The 18,755-nt window shown below is 65.6% G+C and carries 21 protein-coding genes, 1 tRNA gene and 1 riboswitch; of the genes, 9 read left to right on the top strand and 13 right to left on the bottom strand.

The features are described 5' to 3' along the window. Nucleotides 1–2: 2 nt before the first annotated feature. Nucleotides 3–263 carry a thioredoxin gene (locus tag E3T43_RS02010; RefSeq protein ID WP_134441411.1) on the bottom strand — a complete coding sequence of 87 codons (261 nt, stop codon included), beginning with the start codon at nucleotides 261–263 and terminating at the stop codon, nucleotides 3–5. An 82-nt stretch (nucleotides 264–345) separates the two neighbouring features. Between E3T43_RS02010 and orn the strand changes: the two genes are divergently transcribed. The 4 genes from orn to E3T43_RS01990 all read left to right on the top strand — a co-directional run bounded on the left by orn (nucleotide 346) and on the right by E3T43_RS01990 (nucleotide 2,846). Continuing rightward, the gene (gene orn, locus E3T43_RS02005; protein ID WP_134471135.1) at nucleotides 346–1,020 is read left to right on the top strand and encodes an oligoribonuclease; all 675 of its coding nucleotides are present in this window, start codon (nucleotides 346–348) and stop codon (nucleotides 1,018–1,020) included. Nucleotides 1,021–1,064: 44 nt separating this feature from the next. Then, nucleotides 1,065–1,140, top strand: a tRNA-His gene (locus E3T43_RS02000). A gap of 29 nt (nucleotides 1,141–1,169) precedes the next feature. After that, complete coding sequence (locus E3T43_RS01995; RefSeq protein WP_092451908.1) at nucleotides 1,170–1,520, top strand: metallopeptidase family protein; 351 nt, start codon at nucleotides 1,170–1,172, stop codon at nucleotides 1,518–1,520. 24 nt (nucleotides 1,521–1,544) lie between these two features. Further along, a complete protein-coding gene (locus tag E3T43_RS01990; RefSeq protein ID WP_134471134.1) occupies nucleotides 1,545–2,846 on the top strand; it encodes a hypothetical protein in 1,302 nt (433 codons plus the stop codon). Here E3T43_RS01990 and E3T43_RS01985 read toward each other — a convergent pair whose 3' ends face one another. The 7 genes from E3T43_RS01985 to dinB all read right to left on the bottom strand — a co-directional run bounded on the left by E3T43_RS01985 (nucleotide 2,847) and on the right by dinB (nucleotide 8,719). Continuing rightward, nucleotides 2,847–3,119 carry a hypothetical protein gene (locus E3T43_RS01985; RefSeq protein WP_134471133.1) on the bottom strand — a complete coding sequence of 91 codons (273 nt, stop codon included), beginning with the start codon at nucleotides 3,117–3,119 and terminating at the stop codon, nucleotides 2,847–2,849. Between the two features lie 73 nt (nucleotides 3,120–3,192). Continuing rightward, on the bottom strand, nucleotides 3,193–3,762 hold the full coding sequence (locus E3T43_RS01980; RefSeq protein WP_241978765.1) for an AAA family ATPase: 570 nt from the start codon (nucleotides 3,760–3,762) through the stop codon (nucleotides 3,193–3,195). Beyond that, entirely contained in the window at nucleotides 3,749–4,531 is a 783-nt protein-coding gene (locus E3T43_RS01975) for an energy-coupling factor transporter transmembrane protein EcfT (RefSeq protein WP_092451914.1), read from the bottom strand. The genes E3T43_RS01980 and E3T43_RS01975 overlap by 14 nt, the downstream gene beginning before the upstream one ends. Further along, nucleotides 4,528–6,024, bottom strand: a complete 1,497-nt coding sequence (locus E3T43_RS01970; RefSeq protein WP_174844304.1) for an ABC transporter ATP-binding protein — start codon at nucleotides 6,022–6,024, stop codon at nucleotides 4,528–4,530. The genes E3T43_RS01975 and E3T43_RS01970 overlap by 4 nt, the downstream gene beginning before the upstream one ends. Before the next feature lie 8 nt (nucleotides 6,025–6,032). Further along, nucleotides 6,033–6,671 (bottom strand): ECF transporter S component, encoded by a 639-nt coding sequence (locus E3T43_RS01965; protein ID WP_092451916.1) that lies wholly within the window; start codon nucleotides 6,669–6,671, stop codon nucleotides 6,033–6,035. Between the two features lie 33 nt (nucleotides 6,672–6,704). Then, nucleotides 6,705–6,814, bottom strand: a riboswitch (TPP riboswitch). A gap of 337 nt (nucleotides 6,815–7,151) precedes the next feature. Then, nucleotides 7,152–7,478 carry a hypothetical protein gene (locus E3T43_RS01960; RefSeq protein ID WP_134468519.1) on the bottom strand — a complete coding sequence of 109 codons (327 nt, stop codon included), beginning with the start codon at nucleotides 7,476–7,478 and terminating at the stop codon, nucleotides 7,152–7,154. A gap of 26 nt (nucleotides 7,479–7,504) precedes the next feature. Continuing rightward, entirely contained in the window at nucleotides 7,505–8,719 is a 1,215-nt protein-coding gene (gene dinB, locus E3T43_RS01955; protein WP_134471132.1) for a DNA polymerase IV, read from the bottom strand. Nucleotides 8,720–8,945: 226 nt separating this feature from the next. On the opposite strand from dinB, the gene E3T43_RS01950 reads away from it, so the two are divergent. Continuing rightward, entirely contained in the window at nucleotides 8,946–9,752 is an 807-nt protein-coding gene (locus tag E3T43_RS01950) for a FadR/GntR family transcriptional regulator (protein WP_134471131.1), read from the top strand. After that, nucleotides 9,749–10,573 carry a cache domain-containing protein gene (locus E3T43_RS18625; protein ID WP_166791207.1) on the top strand — a complete coding sequence of 275 codons (825 nt, stop codon included), beginning with the start codon at nucleotides 9,749–9,751 and terminating at the stop codon, nucleotides 10,571–10,573. Before E3T43_RS01950 ends, E3T43_RS18625 begins: the two co-directional genes overlap by 4 nt. Here the strand turns inward: E3T43_RS18625 and E3T43_RS01945 are convergent. From E3T43_RS01945 to gatC, 5 genes are read right to left on the bottom strand one after another with little or no spacing between them, the layout of a single operon-like run. After that, nucleotides 10,534–11,637 carry a VIT1/CCC1 transporter family protein gene (locus E3T43_RS01945; protein WP_134471130.1) on the bottom strand — a complete coding sequence of 368 codons (1,104 nt, stop codon included), beginning with the start codon at nucleotides 11,635–11,637 and terminating at the stop codon, nucleotides 10,534–10,536. The two genes, E3T43_RS18625 and E3T43_RS01945, sit on opposite strands and share 40 nt — an antisense overlap. After that, nucleotides 11,634–11,900, bottom strand: a complete 267-nt coding sequence (locus tag E3T43_RS01940; RefSeq protein WP_134441146.1) for a hypothetical protein — start codon at nucleotides 11,898–11,900, stop codon at nucleotides 11,634–11,636. Before E3T43_RS01940 ends, E3T43_RS01945 begins: the two co-directional genes overlap by 4 nt. Before the next feature lie 3 nt (nucleotides 11,901–11,903). Next, nucleotides 11,904–13,409 (bottom strand): Asp-tRNA(Asn)/Glu-tRNA(Gln) amidotransferase subunit GatB, encoded by a 1,506-nt coding sequence (gene gatB, locus E3T43_RS01935; RefSeq protein WP_134471129.1) that lies wholly within the window; start codon nucleotides 13,407–13,409, stop codon nucleotides 11,904–11,906. Beyond that, on the bottom strand, nucleotides 13,409–14,956 hold the full coding sequence (gene gatA / locus E3T43_RS01930; protein WP_134471128.1) for an Asp-tRNA(Asn)/Glu-tRNA(Gln) amidotransferase subunit GatA: 1,548 nt from the start codon (nucleotides 14,954–14,956) through the stop codon (nucleotides 13,409–13,411). The genes gatB and gatA overlap by 1 nt, the downstream gene beginning before the upstream one ends. 2 nt (nucleotides 14,957–14,958) lie before the next feature. Beyond that, the gene (gatC, locus tag E3T43_RS01925) at nucleotides 14,959–15,255 is read right to left on the bottom strand and encodes an Asp-tRNA(Asn)/Glu-tRNA(Gln) amidotransferase subunit GatC (protein WP_092451940.1); all 297 of its coding nucleotides are present in this window, start codon (nucleotides 15,253–15,255) and stop codon (nucleotides 14,959–14,961) included. Nucleotides 15,256–15,513: 258 nt separating this feature from the next. On the opposite strand from gatC, the gene E3T43_RS01920 reads away from it, so the two are divergent. From E3T43_RS01920 to E3T43_RS01910, 3 genes are all read left to right on the top strand, one after another. Further along, nucleotides 15,514–16,500: a zinc-binding dehydrogenase gene (locus E3T43_RS01920; protein ID WP_134471127.1), complete on the top strand. Its 987-nt coding sequence runs from the start codon at nucleotides 15,514–15,516 to the stop codon at nucleotides 16,498–16,500. A 39-nt stretch (nucleotides 16,501–16,539) separates the two neighbouring features. Further along, on the top strand, nucleotides 16,540–17,361 hold the full coding sequence (locus E3T43_RS01915; protein ID WP_134471126.1) for an aldo/keto reductase: 822 nt from the start codon (nucleotides 16,540–16,542) through the stop codon (nucleotides 17,359–17,361). Nucleotides 17,362–17,599: 238 nt separating this feature from the next. Continuing rightward, the gene (locus E3T43_RS01910) at nucleotides 17,600–18,742 is read left to right on the top strand and encodes a glutathione-independent formaldehyde dehydrogenase (RefSeq protein ID WP_134471125.1); all 1,143 of its coding nucleotides are present in this window, start codon (nucleotides 17,600–17,602) and stop codon (nucleotides 18,740–18,742) included. The last annotated feature ends 13 nt before the right edge of the window (nucleotides 18,743–18,755 follow it).

The following is an 18,755-nucleotide window of genomic DNA, read 5'->3' as shown; positions in this document are numbered from 1 at the left end:
ACTCAGAGGGCTTTGGCCGCGGCAACGAGAACCTGGGCCAGAGTCGGTACGCCGGCCGCACGAAAGACCTCGGCACCTTCGCTGTTGGTAATGACGACGGTCGGGGTATTGCGAATGAGCAGGGCTTCGGCTTGCTCTGGTGCACCGGCAACATCAATCTCGCGCACGGTCGAACCGGGAACGAGCCGCTTCGCCTCGGCCAGCACGGCACGCGTCTGCATGCACGGCTCGCAGAATGACGACGAATACAGGGTGAATTCCATCAGGGGCCTCGCAGATCACGCGCAAACGAACAGTGTTTTCAAGTTTACAGGCCCTGTCGGGGGCCACCGGTAGACTCAAGGCATGACGAACAGCACGACGGATACAGCACCGACGCCCGCCCCGACCGCCTCCCCGACCTCGAAGAGCCCCGACCGCCTGGTCTGGATCGACTGCGAGATGACCGGGCTGGACCTGGACCGCGACGAGCTCGTCGAGATCGCCGTCGTCATCACCGACTACGACCTCAATGTGCTCGACCCCGGGCTTGACCTCATCATCAAGCCCAACGACTCTGCCCTCGAAAACATGGGCGATTTCGTGCGCAACATGCACACATCCTCGGGGCTGATCACCGAGATTCCGAACGGGATCAGCGCGGCCGAGGCCGAGTACCAGGTACTCGAGTATGTCTTGAAGTTCATTCCGGCCGAACAAAAGGCACCTCTGGCCGGCAACTCCATCGGCACCGACCGTGCCTTCCTCACCCGCTACATGCCGCGCCTCGACAACCAGCTGCACTATCGCAATGTCGACGTGTCGTCGATCAAAGAGCTGGCCCGACGCTGGTACCCACGCGTTTACTTCAACGCCCCAGCCAAGGACGGCGGCCACCGTGCCCTGGCCGACATTCTCGAGTCGATTCGCGAACTCGCGTACTATCGCCAGACGGTGTTTGTGGCCGACCCAGGGCCCTCGAGTGACGAAGCCAAGTCGCAGGCCGCGGAGGTTGTGCACTTATTCGCCTCCGAGGTGTAATAGGATTGCTGAGTTGCCCCGCGTTGTAGACGTGGGGACGCATGGTGGGTATAGCTCAGTTGGCAGAGCGCCTGGTTGTGGTCCAGGAGGTCGCGGGTTCAATCCCCGTTACTCACCCCAATGATTCACCGTTCACGATTTGGTCAGTGATGCTAGAGCTGGACGCGTCCGAATTCGAAGCCCTCGTTGTCGGCGAGCTCGATCTGCTGCCCGATGACATGGTCGATGGTCTCGACAATATTATTTTCGTGGTCGAGGACCGGCCCGAGAACGGCACCCTGGACACCCTCGGCCTCTACGACGGCGTGGCGCTGACCGAACGCGGCCAGTACGGCTTCGGGGAGATGCCCGATCGCATCGTGCTGTACCGGGAGCCGCTACTCGCTATCTGTACGACACTAGACGACCTGCACGACGAAGTTCACATCACACTCGTGCACGAAATCGCGCATTTTTATGGCATTGATGACGACAGGCTGCATGAGCTCGGCTGGAGCTGACCGCAAGCGGTCTAGCCTTGCAGAATGAGCTCCTTCCGTCCTGGCCGTCTGATCGGAATTCTGGTCGGAACCGTCGTGATTCTCAGCCTTGGTGTCTACGGCCCCGCGATGCTTCTCGGTCCGCTACCCGCCGTGACCGCCACCACCGTCACGCCCGCCGCCGGCGCCTTCGCCCCCACTCCCCCGGTACTCTCCGCCAATGGCGCGAGCGCCATCGCCGTGCTCGCCGCGACGACGAGTGACGCCTCCGGCACCACGTCGACCGGTACCACGTCGACCGGTACCGTTTCGCAAGCTGCGGAGCCGATCGCCGTCGCCGGAACGGCGGAAGCACTGCCGATGGCATCCATCGCCAAGGTTGTCACCGCCCTCGTCGTTCTCGATGCCAAGCCGATCGCGGACGGGGAATCCGGCCCCGTGGTGACTTTGACTGCCGCCGATTTTCAGAGTTATCTGGACTACGACCAGGTCGGTGCCCGCTCGGTCACGGTCTTCGCCGACGAGCAGTGGACGGAGCTGGAATTATTGCAGGCACTGCTGCTGGGCTCGAGCAACAACCACGCCGACAGTGTGGCGCGCTGGGCTTTCGGCTCGCTCGACGCCTACGTTGAAGCCGCCAACGCCTGGCTCGCCGACAACGGGCTGACCGGCTCCGCCGTTGTCGACGCTACCGGCCTGGGCGATGGCAGCGCTGGGACCGCTACCGATCTGGCTCGCCTCGCGGGTCTCGCCGCAACCGACCCGATCGTCTCTTCGATCCTGGAACGCCCGGCATCCGCTTTGGCGGACCGTCGCGGTGTCGAGAACACCACTTCATTTCTGCCCGAGGAGGGCATCACCGGTATTTCGCGCAGCTACACGGATGCCGCCGGCGTCTGTTTTCTGTTCACCGCCGAGGTCAGCGACGGCGCGTCGAGCTTCACGTTCTCGGGCGCTTTCATCGGCGAACCGACCTACGATGCGCTCACCGCGGACCTCACCGCCCTAATGGAGAGCGCCCGCGCTGGAGTCGGTCCGCTGCCGGTACTGGCCGCCGGCGACGAGTACGCGACGTTCGAATCGGCCTGGGGTGACGAGGCTTCCGCCGTGGTCGGCGTCTCTCGCACCCGTTATGCCTGGCAGGCCGCCACGCCGGAGGCTGCCACGGTCACACTCAAGGATTTCGCCACCGCGCGCACCGGCGCGAACGTCGGAGAGGTGCGGCTCACCGTGGCCGGGGAGGAACTCTCGGCCGCGCTGAAACTCGACCAGGCGATCAACAATCCGGGGCTGGGGTGGCGATTGCTGCACCCGATCGTGATGATCACGGCGCTGCTCGATCAGTAGTTAGATCGGCTCCACCTCGGTGTCGATCGGATCACTCTCGTTCTTGTCGAAGGAGTAGCGCACGCGGCGTTGCCCGTTGACGTCTCGTTCGTCGACCTCGTCGTACCAGAACACCGACTCCAGTCCGGCGACGGCGGCCACCATGCTGATGCGGGGCGCGTGTTTGCCGCGCACAAGGGCCCGGGAATCGATCTGACCCTCGAGCGGGCCGTCGATGAACTCGGCGATATACAGGGTGGGGGCACCGGCATCGTCACGGTCGAAGGTATTCATGGCAGTTAATCTAGTCCTGTGCGCCCCGGGTTACCCGGTGGGCTCGCTGGCGCGTGTCGCCCGCTCTCGTCGCCTACCCGCCCGCCCGCAGGCGCACGGTGGCACGACGTTCGGGTGCCTCCTGCGTGAGGTAGGCCGTCCATTCGTCCTGCCACTGGTCCCAGTGCATTCGAAACGCCTCTCCATCGCGGTCGAGCGCTCGTTGTTTGCGCAGGTCGTCGTCGGCGGCCAGCCACACGCGCACGTCGCTGAGCGGCTCATGCGCGGCCGCGAGCGTTCCGCAGCCCTCAACGATCAGTGGTCGTTCTTTAGTCAGCGGATGCCACTCGGCTCGCTGATTCGCGCTCCAGTCGTAGCGCTGCCAGGCCGCCGGCCGCCCGGTGCGTCGGGGTTCGAGAAGGTGCCGGCGCAGGTGGTCGATGGCCGCGTCGAGGCCGTCCCAGCCGGGGTAGATATCGTCCATCCGCACAAGCTGCGGGGTTTGACTGCCCGGCCACTCTGCCACGAGGGCGTCGGCGAGGGTGCTCTTGCCCGCGCCACTCGGCCCATCGATGAGCACCACCGGGTTCGGCCCGGCGGCGGTGACGGCCTGGAACACCGGCGCCAGAAGGGTCGTGGCGCGCAGAGAATCAAGCGAAGACAAAGTTCCAGTTTCCCGTGGATACCGAGATCATGACGGCCAAAACGGCGATCATCAGCCCGATCCCGATGAGTGACCATTCCCGCAGGCCGAACGTTGAACTCCGAGCCCAGGTGCGTTGGATGGGAGCGCCGAAGCCACGCGCTTCCATGGCGGTGGCGAGTTTACTGCCCCGCCGAATGGACAACACCAGGAGCGCGAAGGTCTGGTTGCCCAGGCGGCGCAGCACCGCGCCATCCGCTACCCCGCGTGCCCGGCGGGCAAGTCCCAGGGCACGCCAGTCCTCGATGAACAGCCCGACCATCCGCAGCGCCGCAAGTCCGCCGAGCACGAACCGGGCGGGCAAGTGCACGACCTGTCCCAGCCCGTCGGCGAGATCGGTGGGATCGACGGTGATGAACAGGACGACGGCAGGCAGCCCGATCGCGAGCACCCGCAGGGTCGTGGCGAGGGCCAGATCAATTGAGCCATCGGTTACCTGGATGAGTCCGAATGACCAATATTCCTGACCGGAGGCCTGACCATACAGCAGCGTCGTGATTCCAGTGGACGGTGCAGCCAGCCAGACCAGCGCGGTTCGCCACAAGAAGACTCGAAGAGTAAGCCCAGCCCACAGAAAGAGCAGCATTTCGCAGGCCAGGGCGACGGCGGCGGATACCCAATCGATGGTCAGCACCAGGACTGCGGCGAGCAGGAGCGCGGCAGCGAGTTTCGCGACCGGATTGATCCGGTCGATCGCTCGCACTCCCCGCGTGGGTGTCAAGACACTCATGGCAGAACCGCGCTGAGATCGTACTTGGAGCCGCGGCCCTCGACTCGAAATTCCCGATCAGCGACGGCGGCAACGAAGTCTGTGTCGTGGGAGACCGCGACGATGGCGGTGCCCGCGTCCAGGAGGTCACGCAGCAGCGCAACGATCTCCTGCCAGGTGCGAAAATCCTGACCGAACGTGGGTTCGTCCAGCACCAGAAGTCGGGGTTGGGTGGCCAGCACTGTGGCGACCGACAGACGTCGTTTCTCGCCACCGGACAGGGTGAATGGGTTGGCCTCGGCCAGGTGGTCCAGGCGAAGGCGATCCAGCAGATCGTCGACGCGCCGGTGCAGCAGTGCGTCCGACAGACCGAGGGCTCGCGGTCCGACGGCCAGTTCGGCGCGCACGGTGCCAGCGACGAACTGGTGTTCCGGGTCTTGAAAGACGGTGCCCACTCGACTCAGAAGCTGGCGCGATTTCCAGCGGATCGGGTCGCTGCCTGCGCCAGCGGCGAGAGCGCTGCTGGCGACGACCCGCCCGGCGGCGGGGCGCAGGAGCCCCGCCAGGGTGAGCGCGAGGGTGGACTTGCCGGCTCCGTTGGGTCCGGTGATGAGCAGAGCACAGGCCTCCGGCACCTCAAGGTCGATATTTTCGGCAACCACACAATCCCGAGTGCGCGCAATCGCGAGAGAACTGGTCGACAAGAGCGTTGGCTGACCGGTCTCTCGCGGAGGCCTTACGGGAAGCGTGTGTGGCACACCGGGTACCCAGACGCCGGAGGCGGTCAGTGCAACTCCCTGCGCGAGGAGAACGTCGCTCGGGGATCCGTCGGCCAGGACTCCCCCGTCGGCACCCAGAACGATCACCCGGTCGACGAGGTCCTTCCAGATCTCAACCCGATGTTCAATAACGATGAACGTCGAGTCAGTGTGTGCCAGAACGCGGGCGACGGACTCGCGCACCTCCCGCACGCCGACCGGATCGAGATTTGCCGTCGGCTCGTCGAGGAGCAGCAGACCCGGCTGCATGGCCAACACTCCGGCGAGAGCAAGACGCTGTTTTTGGCCGCCCGACAAGGCGGACGTCGGGTGGTCAACGGGGACGTCGAGGCCGACCATCTCGAGGGCATCCTGTACGCGCCGCCAAATTTCCTCGCGCGGCACGCCGATATTTTCGCAACCGAAGGCGACATCATCGCCGACGCGAGCGAGAATTACCTGCGAGTCGGGGTCCTGGAGGACCAGGCCGACCTGACCCCTGGCGTTGCCAGGCTCGGTGCCGTTCACGCGCAGAGTACCGCGTTGCTCGCCCTCTTCGTCGCCGCCGAGCACGCCAGCCAGCGCGTGCAGCAGCGTCGATTTTCCCGAACCGGATGCACCGAGCAGGAGAATCCGCTCGCCAGGCTCGATGCGGAGGGACAGCTCGCTCACCGCCCAGCGCCGCCGACCGGAATGGCGCCAACCCCAGTCGCGGGCGTCGACGGATGCGCCTCCCCGCGTCGCGCCCACCAGCATCCGCTCGCCTAGATCGCGGTTCGACCGGCGATGCGACCCGCCGCGAAGCGGTTGAGCGCGCCCGTGCGAGCCAGGCCGCGCGCAGCGAACCAGGACAGGAGCCCGGCGATAACGACGCCCGAAATAATCGCGCTCACGATATAAATCGTCGCGAATGCGCTCGCTGAACCGGGATACCACAGCACCAGGTCGTTGATGGCCATGGCAAGTCCGGCCCCAGCGCCCGCCAACAACACGACGTAGAGACGATAGTTCGTGTAGAGGAACAGAGCGAAGACAAGCTCGGCGCCAAGACCCTGCACCAGGCCAGACACCAGAGTCAGTGGTCCCCATTGGTTGCCGATCAGCGTGGAAACGACGGCGGCAAGGAGCTCCGTGTACAGCGCGGCCCCGGGTTTGCGAATGATGAGACCGCCGAGCACGCCAGCGAACAGCCAGCCTCCGCCCAGGAGAGCCGATAGGCCCGGCAGCAGCGGCGAAAGTAGACCGCTCAGGGGGTTGCTCGCCTGATTCCAGACGAGGAAGATGACACCGCTCGCGACGCCGATGACGCTGGCAACGACGATGTCGACGACGCGCCAGCGAAAGTTGCGCTTCGTGGCTCCCGCCGGAGCGGATTGCTTGAGTGAACTCGTTGTAGCGTGCACTGTTTCGTGCCCTTTCCGTAGGTGAATACAGGGCACGGGATTGAGAAGCCTCCCTGCGCTGGCATGATCCAGATCAGGTTCGACGGTCGAAGCTTGGTCAGCTTCCTCTCAGCCCGGTTTACCGGACTCCCGTGATCGTGGTCAAGTATAGTGCCCCGCTTAGACTGACGACATGGGGATCACGACATGAGCATCGGCATTCTGCTCGTTTTGGCGGCCCTGTACCTGCTGCTCATGCGCCGGTTCGTTCTACGGCGGCGGCGAATTGCGCAGGGTCTGCCGGTGAGCGGCCCCTGGCACTTTCCGGCCTGGCTGCGCCCAAGAGTGCCGCGCTGGGCGCGGCGACGCTTCGCGCGTCGCCCGCGCCGTCCGCGCGCCGCGCGGCGGTTGCGCCACACTCGCCCGGGCCCACCTTAGCTCCGTGGGCCCATGATCTATCATGGGCCCGGTTTCCGGGCCCGGGCCCCGTGCAGAAAGCGACTACTTCTTTAGGGCTCGGATCACCCGGGCCAAGGCGCGGCCGGCGACGATGAGGAACGGCACACCGACGGCGAGCAGGGCGATGACGTTCGGCTCGAACCGGGCTGTACCGCCCGACTTGACGTACGCGCCGATCGGCAGCGAAACGCCGCCTCCTCCCCCGCCGGACCCGGCCCCGCCCTCACCGGCATCACCGCCGCCAAAGCCGTAATAGGCGAGCGCGACGGGTACCAGGGTGACGCCATCGATCTGTACAGGGTCACCGTACGCCGACTTCACACCGGCGGAACGGAACGTTTCTGCGAGTTTTTCCGGGAGGCTGGTCATGCCATCAGGTTAGCGTGACTGAGACTTCAGGGGCGAGGTGTGAAGTGCGAGGCCGGGCGCACGGTTCCCGCTCCGAATCGTTCGGTCACGGTGTCCACGGCCAGCTCCGCGCCCCGCCAGTCTTCGTCCGGGTCCCAGAGTCCGACCGATCCCGATGCCGTGCCGAGCTGCTCCGCACGCACCCCGATCAGACGCACCCGAATGCCGGAGGCCGCCAGCAGGTCGAACGCCGCCACCGCTTCCTCGTAGATGCGCCGGCCCACATTGCTGGGTTCGGCGAGGGTGCGCGACCGGGTCACCGTACTGAAGTCGGTGTAGCGCAGCTTGAGGGCGACCCGCCTGGCCACGAGATCGCCCCGCCGCAGCCGCACGGCAACGAGGTCACACTGCCGCAGCAATTCGCTGCGTAACCGGTCGATATCCGTCACATCGTGTTCAAAGGTCACCTCGTGGCCGATGCTCTTCTCCTCCCGCTCGAGCGTCACCGCGCGCGGATCACGACCCCAGGACAGCTCGAACAGTTTCTGACCGGATGCCTCCCCCAGCGCTGTGCGCAGTACGTCCAGCGGCGTGTGTGCGATGTCGCCGATCAATTTCAGGCCGAGTCTGCTCAGCGCCTGCTCGGTGGCGGCCCCGACGCCCCACAGCGCCGCGACGGGCAGCGGATGCAGAAACTCGACCGTATCCTCGGCGGGAACGACGAGCAGTCCGTTCGGTTTGGCCAGGCCGGAGGCAAGTTTGGCGACGAACTTGGTAGAGGCCGCGCCCACCGAGCAGACCAGCCCGGTCTCGGCGAACACCCGGGCGCGAATGAGTTCGCCGATCACGGCCGGTGAGCCAAACAGGTTGGTTGCGCCGGCCACGTCGAGGAAGGCCTCGTCGATGCCGAGCCGTTCCACCAGCGGGGTCACGTCATCGAAAATGCTCATGACCCGGCTGGAAAAGTCCCGATAGAGCCCTATGTGCGGCTCGAGCACGATTGCATTCGGGCATTGCCGCAGCGCGAGCGCCATCGGCATAGCCGAGTTCACGCCGTATTTGCGGGCGATGTAGTTGGCCGCAGTGACGACCGACCGGCCGCCGCGGTGGCCGACGATCACGGGCAGGTTGACGAATTCGGGGTGCGACAGCAACTCGACCGACACGAAGAACGCGTCGAGGTCGACGTGCAGCACGGTCGCCGAACGGTCGTCGACGTCGCCCGCCGACACCTGCCGCCCACTGCCGTCCTGTCTACCCACCGAAAAACCCTAACCCGATCCCCCGCCTCTCCACTACCGGCCGACACAGAGTCATCCCCCGTGCACAACTCCGGCCGTTTCTCTTCAGCTGACGCGGCTGCCGCGTGATCTCGCGGGCGGGCGGCATCCGCTTCTCGATCTGCCGGAGATGTTCTCGCGAACCCGGGGTCCGCGGCCCGCGCTGGGTTGATGTTACGGTCGTGTCACAACCTGAAACGAGCAGCCCATGCCGCAGTCCATCCGTGCCGGATCGGGAACCCGTGCGGCTATTTTCGCGCCGCTCGACGGTGCCGGCCGGGCCGAACTGGTCTTGCAGCGTCTCACCGACGCCATCGTGCTCGGGGTGCTGCACGATGGCGAGCGTCTGCCGAGCGAGGCCGAGCTGGCCAGGCAGCTCGGCGTCGCCACGGTCACCGCCAGGGAAGCACTCGAGATTCTGCGTCGGAATAAGCTCGTGCACACCAAGCGCGGCCGCGACGGCGGCAGTTTCGTCACGTTCGCCGGGCGCGGCGCGAACGACCTTCAGGACGAACGGCTGCTGGCCTGGTCGCGGGTTCAGGTGCGCGACCTCGGCGTGCACTATTCCGCGATCGCCGGTCTGGCCGCTGAACTCGCCGCCGACCGCGCCAGTGCAGCCGATATCGACAACCTCGAGCGCATTCTCGATCGCTCCGATGCCCTCACAGCGGATGCCGCGCGCCGCGGCCACGGTACGTTCCGTCTCGAGGTGGCCGCGCTGAGCCAGTCCGCCCGGCTTGTGCGCGAAGAACTGCGTTTGCAGGCCGAATTCGGCTCCCTGCTCTGGCTCAGCCTGAGCGAACCACTTCGGCGGGAACGCTGTCGTGCGGTGCAACGGGAGACGGTCGCCGCCCTCGTCGCCGAGAACGGCGCTCGAGCCAGGCAGCTCACCGTGAACCAGATCACCGACTCCATCGAGTGGCTGATCGAGGCCAAGTCCATTCTGGAACAGGAAAGCGTGTCACCGATGCAAGCCAGAACAACGACACCTGAGCGCGAGGACACCCGCTCATGACGTTCGAGCCGCTCGTTCACAACGAGGCGCATGGCTTCGCCAGCGTGTCCTGGATAGCGGCCGTCTTCGACCCGGTGTTCGCACGCCTCGAGGGCTGGGCCGCGCAGGTCGAAGACTGCGCCAGCCAGCCCGAGTGCGGCCGAACCACACTCGATCCCCTGATCGAGACCCTGGTGCGAAGGGAATTCGCCGACGCCGATGGGATGGTGATCGGGGCCGGTTTCGTCTCCGCGCCGAGCTTCCTGGGCTGGCACCTGGCCTGGTGGCTGGGCGGGCAGAACCCGGCGGGGTCTGCGCTGCCGGCCAGCGGCATCCGTCATCTGGAAACGGTTGAAGACCCCCGCGACGAGAGTTTTCGCGACTACACGGCGTTGGAATGGTGGCGCGTTCCCGCCCAGACCCGGCGCCGCCACGTGACCGGGCCCTACGTGGACTATCTGTGCACCGATGAATACACCCTCACGTTGACCCTGCCGGTCTACCGCGGCGGGACCGAGCTGATCGGTGTGGTCGGAATCGACCTGTCGGTGGATCAGCTCGAGCGCAAACTCGTGCCGCGCCTCGGCGTCGGCGGTGTGCCGGTGACGCTCATCAACGCCAGCGCGCGGGTCGTCGTCTCGACCGACGCCCACCTCGCCACCGGCGCTCTGCTGCGCCTGCCAGGGCTGACCGAGCGCCTGCGCGACCCGGCGCCGACACCGGCTCTACTGGCCGATGGGGCACACGCGTTCCGGTGGTGCGGTCAGACCGGACTCGCCGTCGTTGTCGGCCCGGCCGCGGGTCAGCCGATCGAGGCGCCGAACACCCACCCGAGCAGATAGGTCACCGCGGCTGCGCCGAGGCCGATGACGAGCTGCCGCAGGGCACGCTTCAGCGGCGGCCCGCCGGAGAGCAAACCGACGACAGCGCCGGTCGCGAGCAAGGCCACGCCGACCAGCACGGTCGCCAGAATCATGGCCGGGTAGCCGCTCAGGCCGAACAGGTAGGGCAGCACGGGCAGCAGCGCTCCGGATGCGAAGAAGCAGAAGCTCGACAGGGCCGCGCCGGTGCCCGTGCCGATGGCTTCGTGCTCGTCGGGCTCGACGGCCCCGTTGGTGACCGCGGAAATCGGACCGGTCGCCGCATACGCGGTGGCCAGCACGCCACGGGCATAGGTCTCGGCCTCATCCTCGGACATACCGCGGGCCCGGTAGACCAGGGTCAGCTCGTTGGCGGCGAGGTCGAGGTGCGAGAGCACACTCTTGGCCGGTGCCGCCGGAGTGGATGCTTCGAGCAACTCCCGCTGGGACCGCACCGAGACATATTCGCCAGCACCCATCGAGAGCGCCCCGGCCAACAACCCGGCAATCCCGGTGAACAGAATCGTTGCAGCCGGTACGCCGGTGGCGCCGATGCCGAGCACGAGGGCCAGGTTGCTGACCAGGCCGTCATTGACGCCGAACACGGCGGCGCGAAAGGTACCGGACAGGCGTTTGCGACCGCGCGCGGCGAGGCCGCGCACGACCTCTTCGTGCACGGTTTCGTCGGCCGCCATCGCGTTAGTCGCGTCGGCATCCGCATCGTAGGGCGAGCGGCTCTCGGCCCGTTGGGCGAGAGCGAGCACGAACACCGAACCGAACCGGCGGGCCAGCAGCCCCAGAAACCGGGTGCGCAGGGCACCACGACGTGGCGAGCCCACGTCGCTGCCGAGCAGTTGGCGCCAGTGATCTTCGTGTCGTCCCTCGGCTTCGGCGAGGGCGAGCAGAATCTGGCGCTCCTCACCGGCCCGACGGTTGGCGAGGTCACGATAGACCGCGGCCTCAGCCCGCTCGTCGGCCAGGTATTGCCGCCACCGACGGATGTCCCGCTGCGATGGCTCACGCCCGACCGGCCCCGCAGCGGTCACGCCTCCGGCGCCGCTTCGAGGAAGCCCTGCGGAATGCGCGCCGAATCGTGCGGGCCGGAGCCATCGAGGCCGAAGAACGGTTGCTCGAACTGGACCACCCAGAACTTCTCCCGCACCACGGTCGGTGCGTACAGCCCAGACCCCTCCGACTCCCCCGCAGCCACGATCACACCGATCGGGTCGTCGATCAGGGAGTCGGGAAAGCGGGTGCGGTCGAGGTGCACGATCACCTGCACGCCCACGCCGAAAGCCTGAGTTGTCACGTGCTACTCGACCGCCTGGGCGCGTTCGAGCACGAGCTCGCGCACGCGCGCGGCATCCGCTTGGCCACGCATGGCCTTCATGACCGCGCCAATGACCGCGCCGGCGGCCTGCACCTTGCCATCGCGAATCTTGGCGAGCACGTCGGGCTGACCGAGCAGCGCGGCGTCAATGGCCGCGATGAGCGCGCCGTCGTCGGACACCACGGCCAGGCCACGGTTCTCGACGACCTCGGCAGGGGTACCCTCGCCGGCGATGACGCCTTCGAGCACCTGGCGGGCCAGGCGGTCGGTGAGCGTGCCGGCCTCGACCAGCTGGATCAGCGCGGCAAGCTGCTCCGGCGTGACGAGCGAGTCGGCCGCGACCCCGGCCACATTGGCGAGCCGGGCGATCTCGCCGGTCCACCACTTGCGCGCAGCCTGAGCGGATGCCCCGGCGGCGACGGTCGCCTCGACCGCGTCGAGCAGGTCGGAGTTCACGACGTCCTGGAACTCGAGGTTCACAAAACCCCACGCGGCCTGCAGGCGCTTGCGGCGGACCGCGGGCGGCTCCGGCAGGGTGAGGCGCAATTCTTCGACCCAGGCGCGCGACGGCGCCATCGGCAGCAGGTCGGGCTCCGGAAAGTAGCGGTAGTCGTCGGCGTCGCTCTTGGGCCGACCGGCGCTCGTGATGCCGGTGTCTTCGTGCCAGTGCCGGGTCTCCTGCGTGATGGTGCCGCCGCCAGACAGCACGGCTGCCTGACGCTGGATCTCGTAGCGCACGGCGCGTTCGACGCTTCTCAGGGAGTTGACGTTCTTGGTTTCGGTGCGGGTGCCGAGCACGTTCGACCCGCGCGGGCGCAGGGAGACGTTGGCGTCGCACCGCACGTTGCCCTCTTCCATCCGGGCGTTGGAGACGCCGAGCGCCTTGGCGATCTCGCGAATGGCCGCGACGTAGGTCTTGCCGATCTCGGGGGCGTCGTGTTCGGCGCCCTCGATCATCTGGGTGACGATTTCGACCAGCGGCACGCCGCCGCGGTTGTAGTCGACCAACGAATAGTCGGCACCCTGGATGCGTCCGGTGGCGCCACCCATGTGGGTGAGCTTGCCGGCATCGTCTTCCATGTGGGCACGTTCGATCTCGACGGTGACCAAGCGGCCGCTTTCGAGTTCGATCGTGATCGATCCGTCATGGCAGATCGGGTCGTCGTATTGGCTGGTCTGAAAGTTCTTCGCCGTGTCGGGGTAGAAGTAGTTCTTGCGGGCGAACCGCGAGTGTTCCGCGATTTCACAACCCAATGCCAGCCCCAAACGGATGCTGGATTCCAGCGCCTTCTTGTTCACCTGCGGCAGCCCGCCCGGCAGCCCGAGGCAGGTGGGGCAGGTGTTCGTGTTGGCGCCGGAGCCGAACTCGTTGGCGCAGCCGCAGAACATTTTGGTTTTGGTGTTGAGTTCGACGTGCACCTCGAAGCCGAGCACCGGCTCGAACAATTCGAGCGCTTTGTCGAAGTCCATCAATTCTGGCTTGGCCATTAGACGGCTCCCTCTTCGCTGGCAAACATTTCGGTCGGGGTCAGTGCTGGGGCCTGGCTGAGCATGGTGTGCCCCCAACTCGCTTCGAGAAGCTGCTCGATGGCGGCGCCGACGGTGTAGAGGCGGGCATCCGCTTTGGCGGGGGCCATGATCTGCAAGCCGACCGGCAGGCCGTCTTCCGGCGCGAGCCCGATCGGGATGCTCATTCCGGGCACGCCGGCGAGGTTCGCCGGGATGGTGGTGATGTCGTTGATATACATGGCCATCGGGTCGGCGAGCTTCTCCCCGAATTTGAACGCGGTCGTCGGGGCGCTCGGCGACATGAGCACGTCGACCTGGCTGAACGCGGCGGCGAAGTCACGCTGGATGAGCGTGCGCACCTTCTGCGCGCTGCCATAGTAGGCGTCGTAGTAGCCAGCGCTCAGGGCGTAGGTGCCGAGGATGATGCGGCGCTTGACCTCTGGCCCGAAACCGGCCTCGCGGGTGGCGCTCATCACGTGCTCGCTCGTGAGCGAACCGCTGGCCGGGTTGACGCGGATGCCGAACCGCACCGAGTCGAAGCGGGCCAGGTTGCTCGACGCTTCGGCCGGCAAAATCAGGTAGTAAGCCGCGACGGCGTACTCGAAGTTCGGGGCGGAAATCTCGATGATCTCGGCGCCGGCGGCGACGAGCAGCGCGAGGGTTTCGTTGAAGCGCTGGGTGACGCCGGCTTGGAAGCCGTCGCCGGAGAGTTCCTTGATAACTCCGATGCGCACGCCCTTGAGGGCGCCGTCCTTGAGACCTGCCTGGGCGGCTGCGGCCATCGACGGCCAGCTGTCGGTCAGTGAGGTGGAGTCGAGCGGGTCGTGGCCACCGATGACGTCGTGCAGCAGGGCGGCGTCGTAGACCGTGCGAGAGACGGGGCCGACCTGGTCGAGGCTCGAGGCGAGCGCGATGGCGCCGTAGCGGGAGACTCCGCCATAGGTGGGCTTGACGCCGACCGAGCCGGTGACGGCGGCGGGCTGGCGGATGGATCCGCCGGTGTCGCTGCCGAGGGCGAGCGGTGCCTGGAACGAGGCGACAGCCGCGGCCGAGCCACCGCCGGAGCCGCCGGGGATACGGTCGCGGTCCCACGGGTTGCGGGTAATTCCGTAGGCGGAGTGTTCGGTGGAGGAACCCATGGCGAACTCGTCCATGTTGGTCTTGCCGAGCGGCACCAGGCCGGCCGCACGCAGTCGGGCAACGACGGTCGCGTCGTAGGGCGGAACCCAGCCCTCGAGAATTCTTGACCCCGCGGTGGTGGGCATGTCCTGGGTGGCGAGCACGTCCTTGATCGCGATCGGCACGCCGGCGAGCGGGTTCAGCGCCTCACCGGCTGCGCGGCGGGCGTCGATCTCGGCGGCGGTCGCCAGGGCGGCGTCAGCGGCGACGTGCAGAAAAGCGTGCAGGTCGGTGTCGACGGCCGTGATGTGGTCGAGGTGGGCGCGGGTCGCTTCAACCGCGCTGACCTCCTTGCGCACCAGGAGGTCGCTGAGCGCGGCGGCGGAGAGCTTGGTGAGATAGGTCATGGTTACTCCTCGTCCAGAATGGCGGGCACGCGGAATTTGTCGCCAGCGCGGTCGGGGGCGCCGGACAGGGCCTGCTCGACCGTCAGCGACGGCACGACAACGTCCTCACGGTAGACGTTGGTCAGCGGCATCGGGTGGCTCGTGGCCGGGGTGTCAGCGGTGGCCACTTCAGAGACCTTGGCAATCGAGTCGACGATCTGGCCGAGGTCACGGGTGAGACTGGTGATCTCGAGGGGGCTGAGGTCGATCCGGGCAAGGTATGCCAAATGGGCAACCTGCTCGGCCGTGATTTCAGACATGGTGCTCCGATACGCATTGGGGTGGATAATCCAATCCTATTCGCCAGCCGCCGCGCGCCCGATTCGCCGACCGCGCTAGGTGGGCACCCGCGCCCCTGGTGAAGTCCGTATCCGCTGCCCAGGACCGGCGCCGACACCGGCACCGGTTGGCGATTCGCGTTGATCGTACAAAACCAGGCATCGCCGACGACGAGAAAAAAGTCTCCACTGAGCCGAAATTTCGGCAGGAAGTAACCGTGAAGTAGCACACTGGCAGATATGAGAGCAATTGTTGTTGAGCAGAACCCGGGCGGATCCGTGCTGTCGATGCGGGATCTCCCGAGCCCTGAACCGGGCCCGCGTCAGGTGAAGATCCGTGTGCGGACTGCGTCGGTGAACCGTGCCGACCTGGGCCAGCGCGCGGGAACCCACCAGCCGGTCAGCCCAGGCAGCACTCCGGTCGTCGTGGGGCTGGATGCTGCGGGCGACGTCGTCACGGTGGGAAGCGAGGTGAGGGGCGTTCACGTCGGGGACCGCGTCATGGCCACCGTCAGTGGAGGTTTGAGTGAGGAAGTCGTTGTCGACGCTGCGCTGGTTGTACCGATTCCGCCGGCGTGGACCTACGCGGAGGGTGCTGCTGCCATCCTCGGATTGATGACCGAGCACAACGCGCTCCGTACTGCGGGTGACCTCAAGCCGGGCGAAACGGTGCTCGTTCATGCGGCGGCCTCAACGGTGGGGCTTCAGTGTGTACAGTTGGCAAAATACCTGGGCGCCGGACTCATCATTGCTTCCGTTCGCACGGACCGGGCAACTGACGTGCTCCGTTCTCAGGGAGCCGATCACGTGGTCGAGGTGGGCGAGGCCGGTTTTGCAGATCGGGTTTTGGAACTGACGGATGGCCGCGGGGTCGACGTCATCGTCGACCACGTTGGTGGCCCATATCTTGCGGACAATATTCGATGCGCCGCACTCCTGGGACGCCTGGTCGGTGTGGGGCGCCTCGGTGGTGCCCACGGTGATCTTGATCTGGAAGCACTGGCCTTTAAACGACTACGCATCATCGGGGTCACCTTTCGCACCCGTGACGCTGCCGAAAAAGCCGCCATCGTCGCCGCGCTCCTGTCCGAGGTCGACCTGGCTTCCGAAGCACTGCGCCCATTGATTGATCGGATCCTGCCCTGGACCGAAGTCCAACAAGCGCAGGATCTCATGGCCGCGAACTCCCACCTCGGCAAGATCGTTCTCAGTCTTCTGAATACGTAAGCCAGACCGTCTGGAAATGCACACTAGGTAAGGGACCGCATGCGCGAAACTGACTTCTTCAACGGCGTTCAGGTGCCCGTCATTGGCCAGGGAACCTGGCATCTCGGTGAGGACGCCGCAAAGCGAAAGACCGAGGTGTCGGCCCTGCGCGCGGGGATCGACGCTGGCCTGACCGTGATCGACACCGCCGAAATGTATGGCGATGGCGCCTCGGAAGAACTGGTCGGCGAGGCCATCCGCGGTCACCGCGATGACGTCGTGCTGGTCAGTAAGGTTTACCCGCACAACGCGAGCCGCAGCGGCGTCGTGGCTGCGTGCGAGCGCAGCCTGCGCCGGCTCGGAACCGATCGGCTCGATGGCTATCTACTGCATTGGTCCGGCAGTTTTCCCCTGTCCGAGACCGTCGACGGGTTCGAACACCTGCGTGCGGCTGGCAAGATTCGAAGCTGGGGGTTATCGAATTTCGACCGGGATGATCTGAGGCGAGCACCAGACGGATGCGCCACCAATCAGGTGCTGTACAACCTCGGCAGTCGGGGCATCGAATTTGACCTCCTGCCCTGGCAACAACGCCGGGGCATGCCGCTCATGGCCTATTCGCCACTCGGTCAGGGACCGACCCTGCTTGAGCATCCGCTACTGGCCGAAATCGGAGAGCGCCACGGAGTGACGGGTGCCCAGATCGCGCTCGCCTGGGTCATTCGGCAACCGGGCGTCATCGCGATTCCCAAGGCATCGTCGCGGGAGCACGTGCAGCAGAATGTCGGCGCGGGCGCGGTAGTCCTCGACGCCGAGGATTGCCTGTCTCTGGATAACGCATTTCCGGCGCCGCGCAGCAAGCAACCACTCGATATTCTGTGACGCCGTCCGCTCTTTCTTGAAACGCACTCTGGCCAGGCGGAGTTCTCTGACTTTGGTCCCCGCCCTACCAGCCCGCCCGACGAGATGCACAGTGGCAGGTCATGTCCGATCGTGATAATACTGATACATGCTCATGTTCGGCACAGCCTAGGGCTGTCCGACATTCATCCATTTAATACCTCCGAAAGTGAAGACGGACCTTCCGTCTTACACGGGCAAAAATTCAGGGAGTGAAAAAATGAAGGCAGTCGTGTACAAGGGCCCCAATGAGGTCAACGTTGAAGAAGTTCCGGATGCCACGATCGAACGCCCCACTGACGTTCTGGTGCGCATTACGGCCACGAATATTTGCGGGTCAGATTTGCACATGTACGAGGGACGCACCGATTTCGAGGTTGGACGCACGTTTGGCCACGAAAATATGGGCGAGGTCATAGAGATTGGTAACGGCGTCGACAAGGTAAGAGTCGGCGAACGCGTCGTGCTGCCGTTCAATATTTCCTGCGGTTTTTGCAAGAATTGCGAACGCGGCTTTACCAACTATTGCATGACCACTCAACCAGACCCCGTCGGCGCGGGCGCCGCCTACGGCTTCGCGGGAATGGGTCCGTATCCCGGCGGACAGGCCCAAATGCTGCGTGTGCCCTACGGTGACAGTAACTGCCTGCGCCTGGGTGAAGACGCCATAGAAAAGCAGAACGATTACGTGATGCTTTCGGACATCTTCCCTACCGGCTACCACGCTACTGAGATGGCCGGCGTCATGCCCGGTGACACAGTCGTGATTTACGGTGCAGGTCCGGTCGGGCTGATGGCTGCACTGTCTGCGACGATCAAGGGCGCCAGTAAAGTCTGGGTCGTGGACCGACGCCCGGACCGGCTGGCCCTCGCCGAGCAGATCGGCGCAATAGCCGTTGATGACTCAAAGACGGACCCGGTTCAATTCGTTTTGGACCAAACCCAGGGAATCGGCGCGGACCGGGGGTGTGAATGCGTTGGCTATCAGGCCCACGACCCCCAGGGCACCGAAGATCCCGCCATGACTCTGAATCGGCTGATTCAGTCCGTGCGCATCACCGGGGGCATCGGCGTTGTCGGCGTCTTCCTGCCGGCAGATCCCGGCGGCTTCGACGAGAACGCCCAGCAGGGCAAGATTGCCATTGACTACGGCCTGCAATGGCTCAAAGGCCAGAGCATGGGCAGCGGGCAATGCCCGGTGAAGAAATACAATCGACAATTACGCGACCTGATTGCGATGGGCAAGGCCAAACCTTCATGGATCGTTTCCCACGAGATCCCCCTCAGCGAAGCTGCGGATGCCTACAAGAATTTCGGCGACCGCAACAACGGGTGGACCAAAGTAATCCTCAAGCCCGAATAGGGCACTGTTGAAC

The sequence above is a fragment of the Cryobacterium sp. Hh7 genome, from assembly GCF_004403155.1.
Taxonomy (GTDB): Bacteria; Actinomycetota; Actinomycetes; order Actinomycetales; family Microbacteriaceae; genus Cryobacterium; species Cryobacterium levicorallinum.
This window is presented reverse-complemented; position numbering and strand designations above follow the sequence as displayed.

What these genes read in the sequence shown, in the direction of transcription:
- gatB (WP_134471129.1), bottom strand. Translation starts at nt 13,409, where the DNA reads ATGGCCAAGCCAGAATTGATGGACTTCGACAAAGCGCTCGAATTGTTC.
- E3T43_RS01985 (WP_134471133.1), bottom strand. Translation starts at nt 3,119, where the DNA reads ATGAATACCTTCGACCGTGACGATGCCGGTGCCCCCACCCTGTATATC.
- E3T43_RS01920 (WP_134471127.1), top strand. Translation starts at nt 15,514, where the DNA reads ATGAGAGCAATTGTTGTTGAGCAGAACCCGGGCGGATCCGTGCTGTCG.
- E3T43_RS01910 (WP_134471125.1), top strand. Translation starts at nt 17,600, where the DNA reads ATGAAGGCAGTCGTGTACAAGGGCCCCAATGAGGTCAACGTTGAAGAA.
- E3T43_RS01915 (WP_134471126.1), top strand. Translation starts at nt 16,540, where the DNA reads ATGCGCGAAACTGACTTCTTCAACGGCGTTCAGGTGCCCGTCATTGGC.
- orn (WP_134471135.1), top strand. Translation starts at nt 346, where the DNA reads ATGACGAACAGCACGACGGATACAGCACCGACGCCCGCCCCGACCGCC.
- gatA (WP_134471128.1), bottom strand. Translation starts at nt 14,956, where the DNA reads ATGACCTATCTCACCAAGCTCTCCGCCGCCGCGCTCAGCGACCTCCTG.
- E3T43_RS01950 (WP_134471131.1), top strand. Translation starts at nt 8,946, where the DNA reads ATGCCGCAGTCCATCCGTGCCGGATCGGGAACCCGTGCGGCTATTTTC.
- E3T43_RS01970 (WP_174844304.1), bottom strand. Translation starts at nt 6,024, where the DNA reads ATGCTGGTGGGCGCGACGCGGGGAGGCGCATCCGTCGACGCCCGCGAC.
- gatC (WP_092451940.1), bottom strand. Translation starts at nt 15,255, where the DNA reads ATGTCTGAAATCACGGCCGAGCAGGTTGCCCATTTGGCATACCTTGCC.
- E3T43_RS01995 (WP_092451908.1), top strand. Translation starts at nt 1,170, where the DNA reads ATGCTAGAGCTGGACGCGTCCGAATTCGAAGCCCTCGTTGTCGGCGAG.
- E3T43_RS01960 (WP_134468519.1), bottom strand. Translation starts at nt 7,478, where the DNA reads ATGACCAGCCTCCCGGAAAAACTCGCAGAAACGTTCCGTTCCGCCGGT.
- E3T43_RS01975 (WP_092451914.1), bottom strand. Translation starts at nt 4,531, where the DNA reads ATGAGTGTCTTGACACCCACGCGGGGAGTGCGAGCGATCGACCGGATC.
- E3T43_RS01990 (WP_134471134.1), top strand. Translation starts at nt 1,545, where the DNA reads ATGAGCTCCTTCCGTCCTGGCCGTCTGATCGGAATTCTGGTCGGAACC.
- E3T43_RS18625 (WP_166791207.1), top strand. Translation starts at nt 9,749, where the DNA reads ATGACGTTCGAGCCGCTCGTTCACAACGAGGCGCATGGCTTCGCCAGC.
- E3T43_RS02010 (WP_134441411.1), bottom strand. Translation starts at nt 263, where the DNA reads ATGGAATTCACCCTGTATTCGTCGTCATTCTGCGAGCCGTGCATGCAG.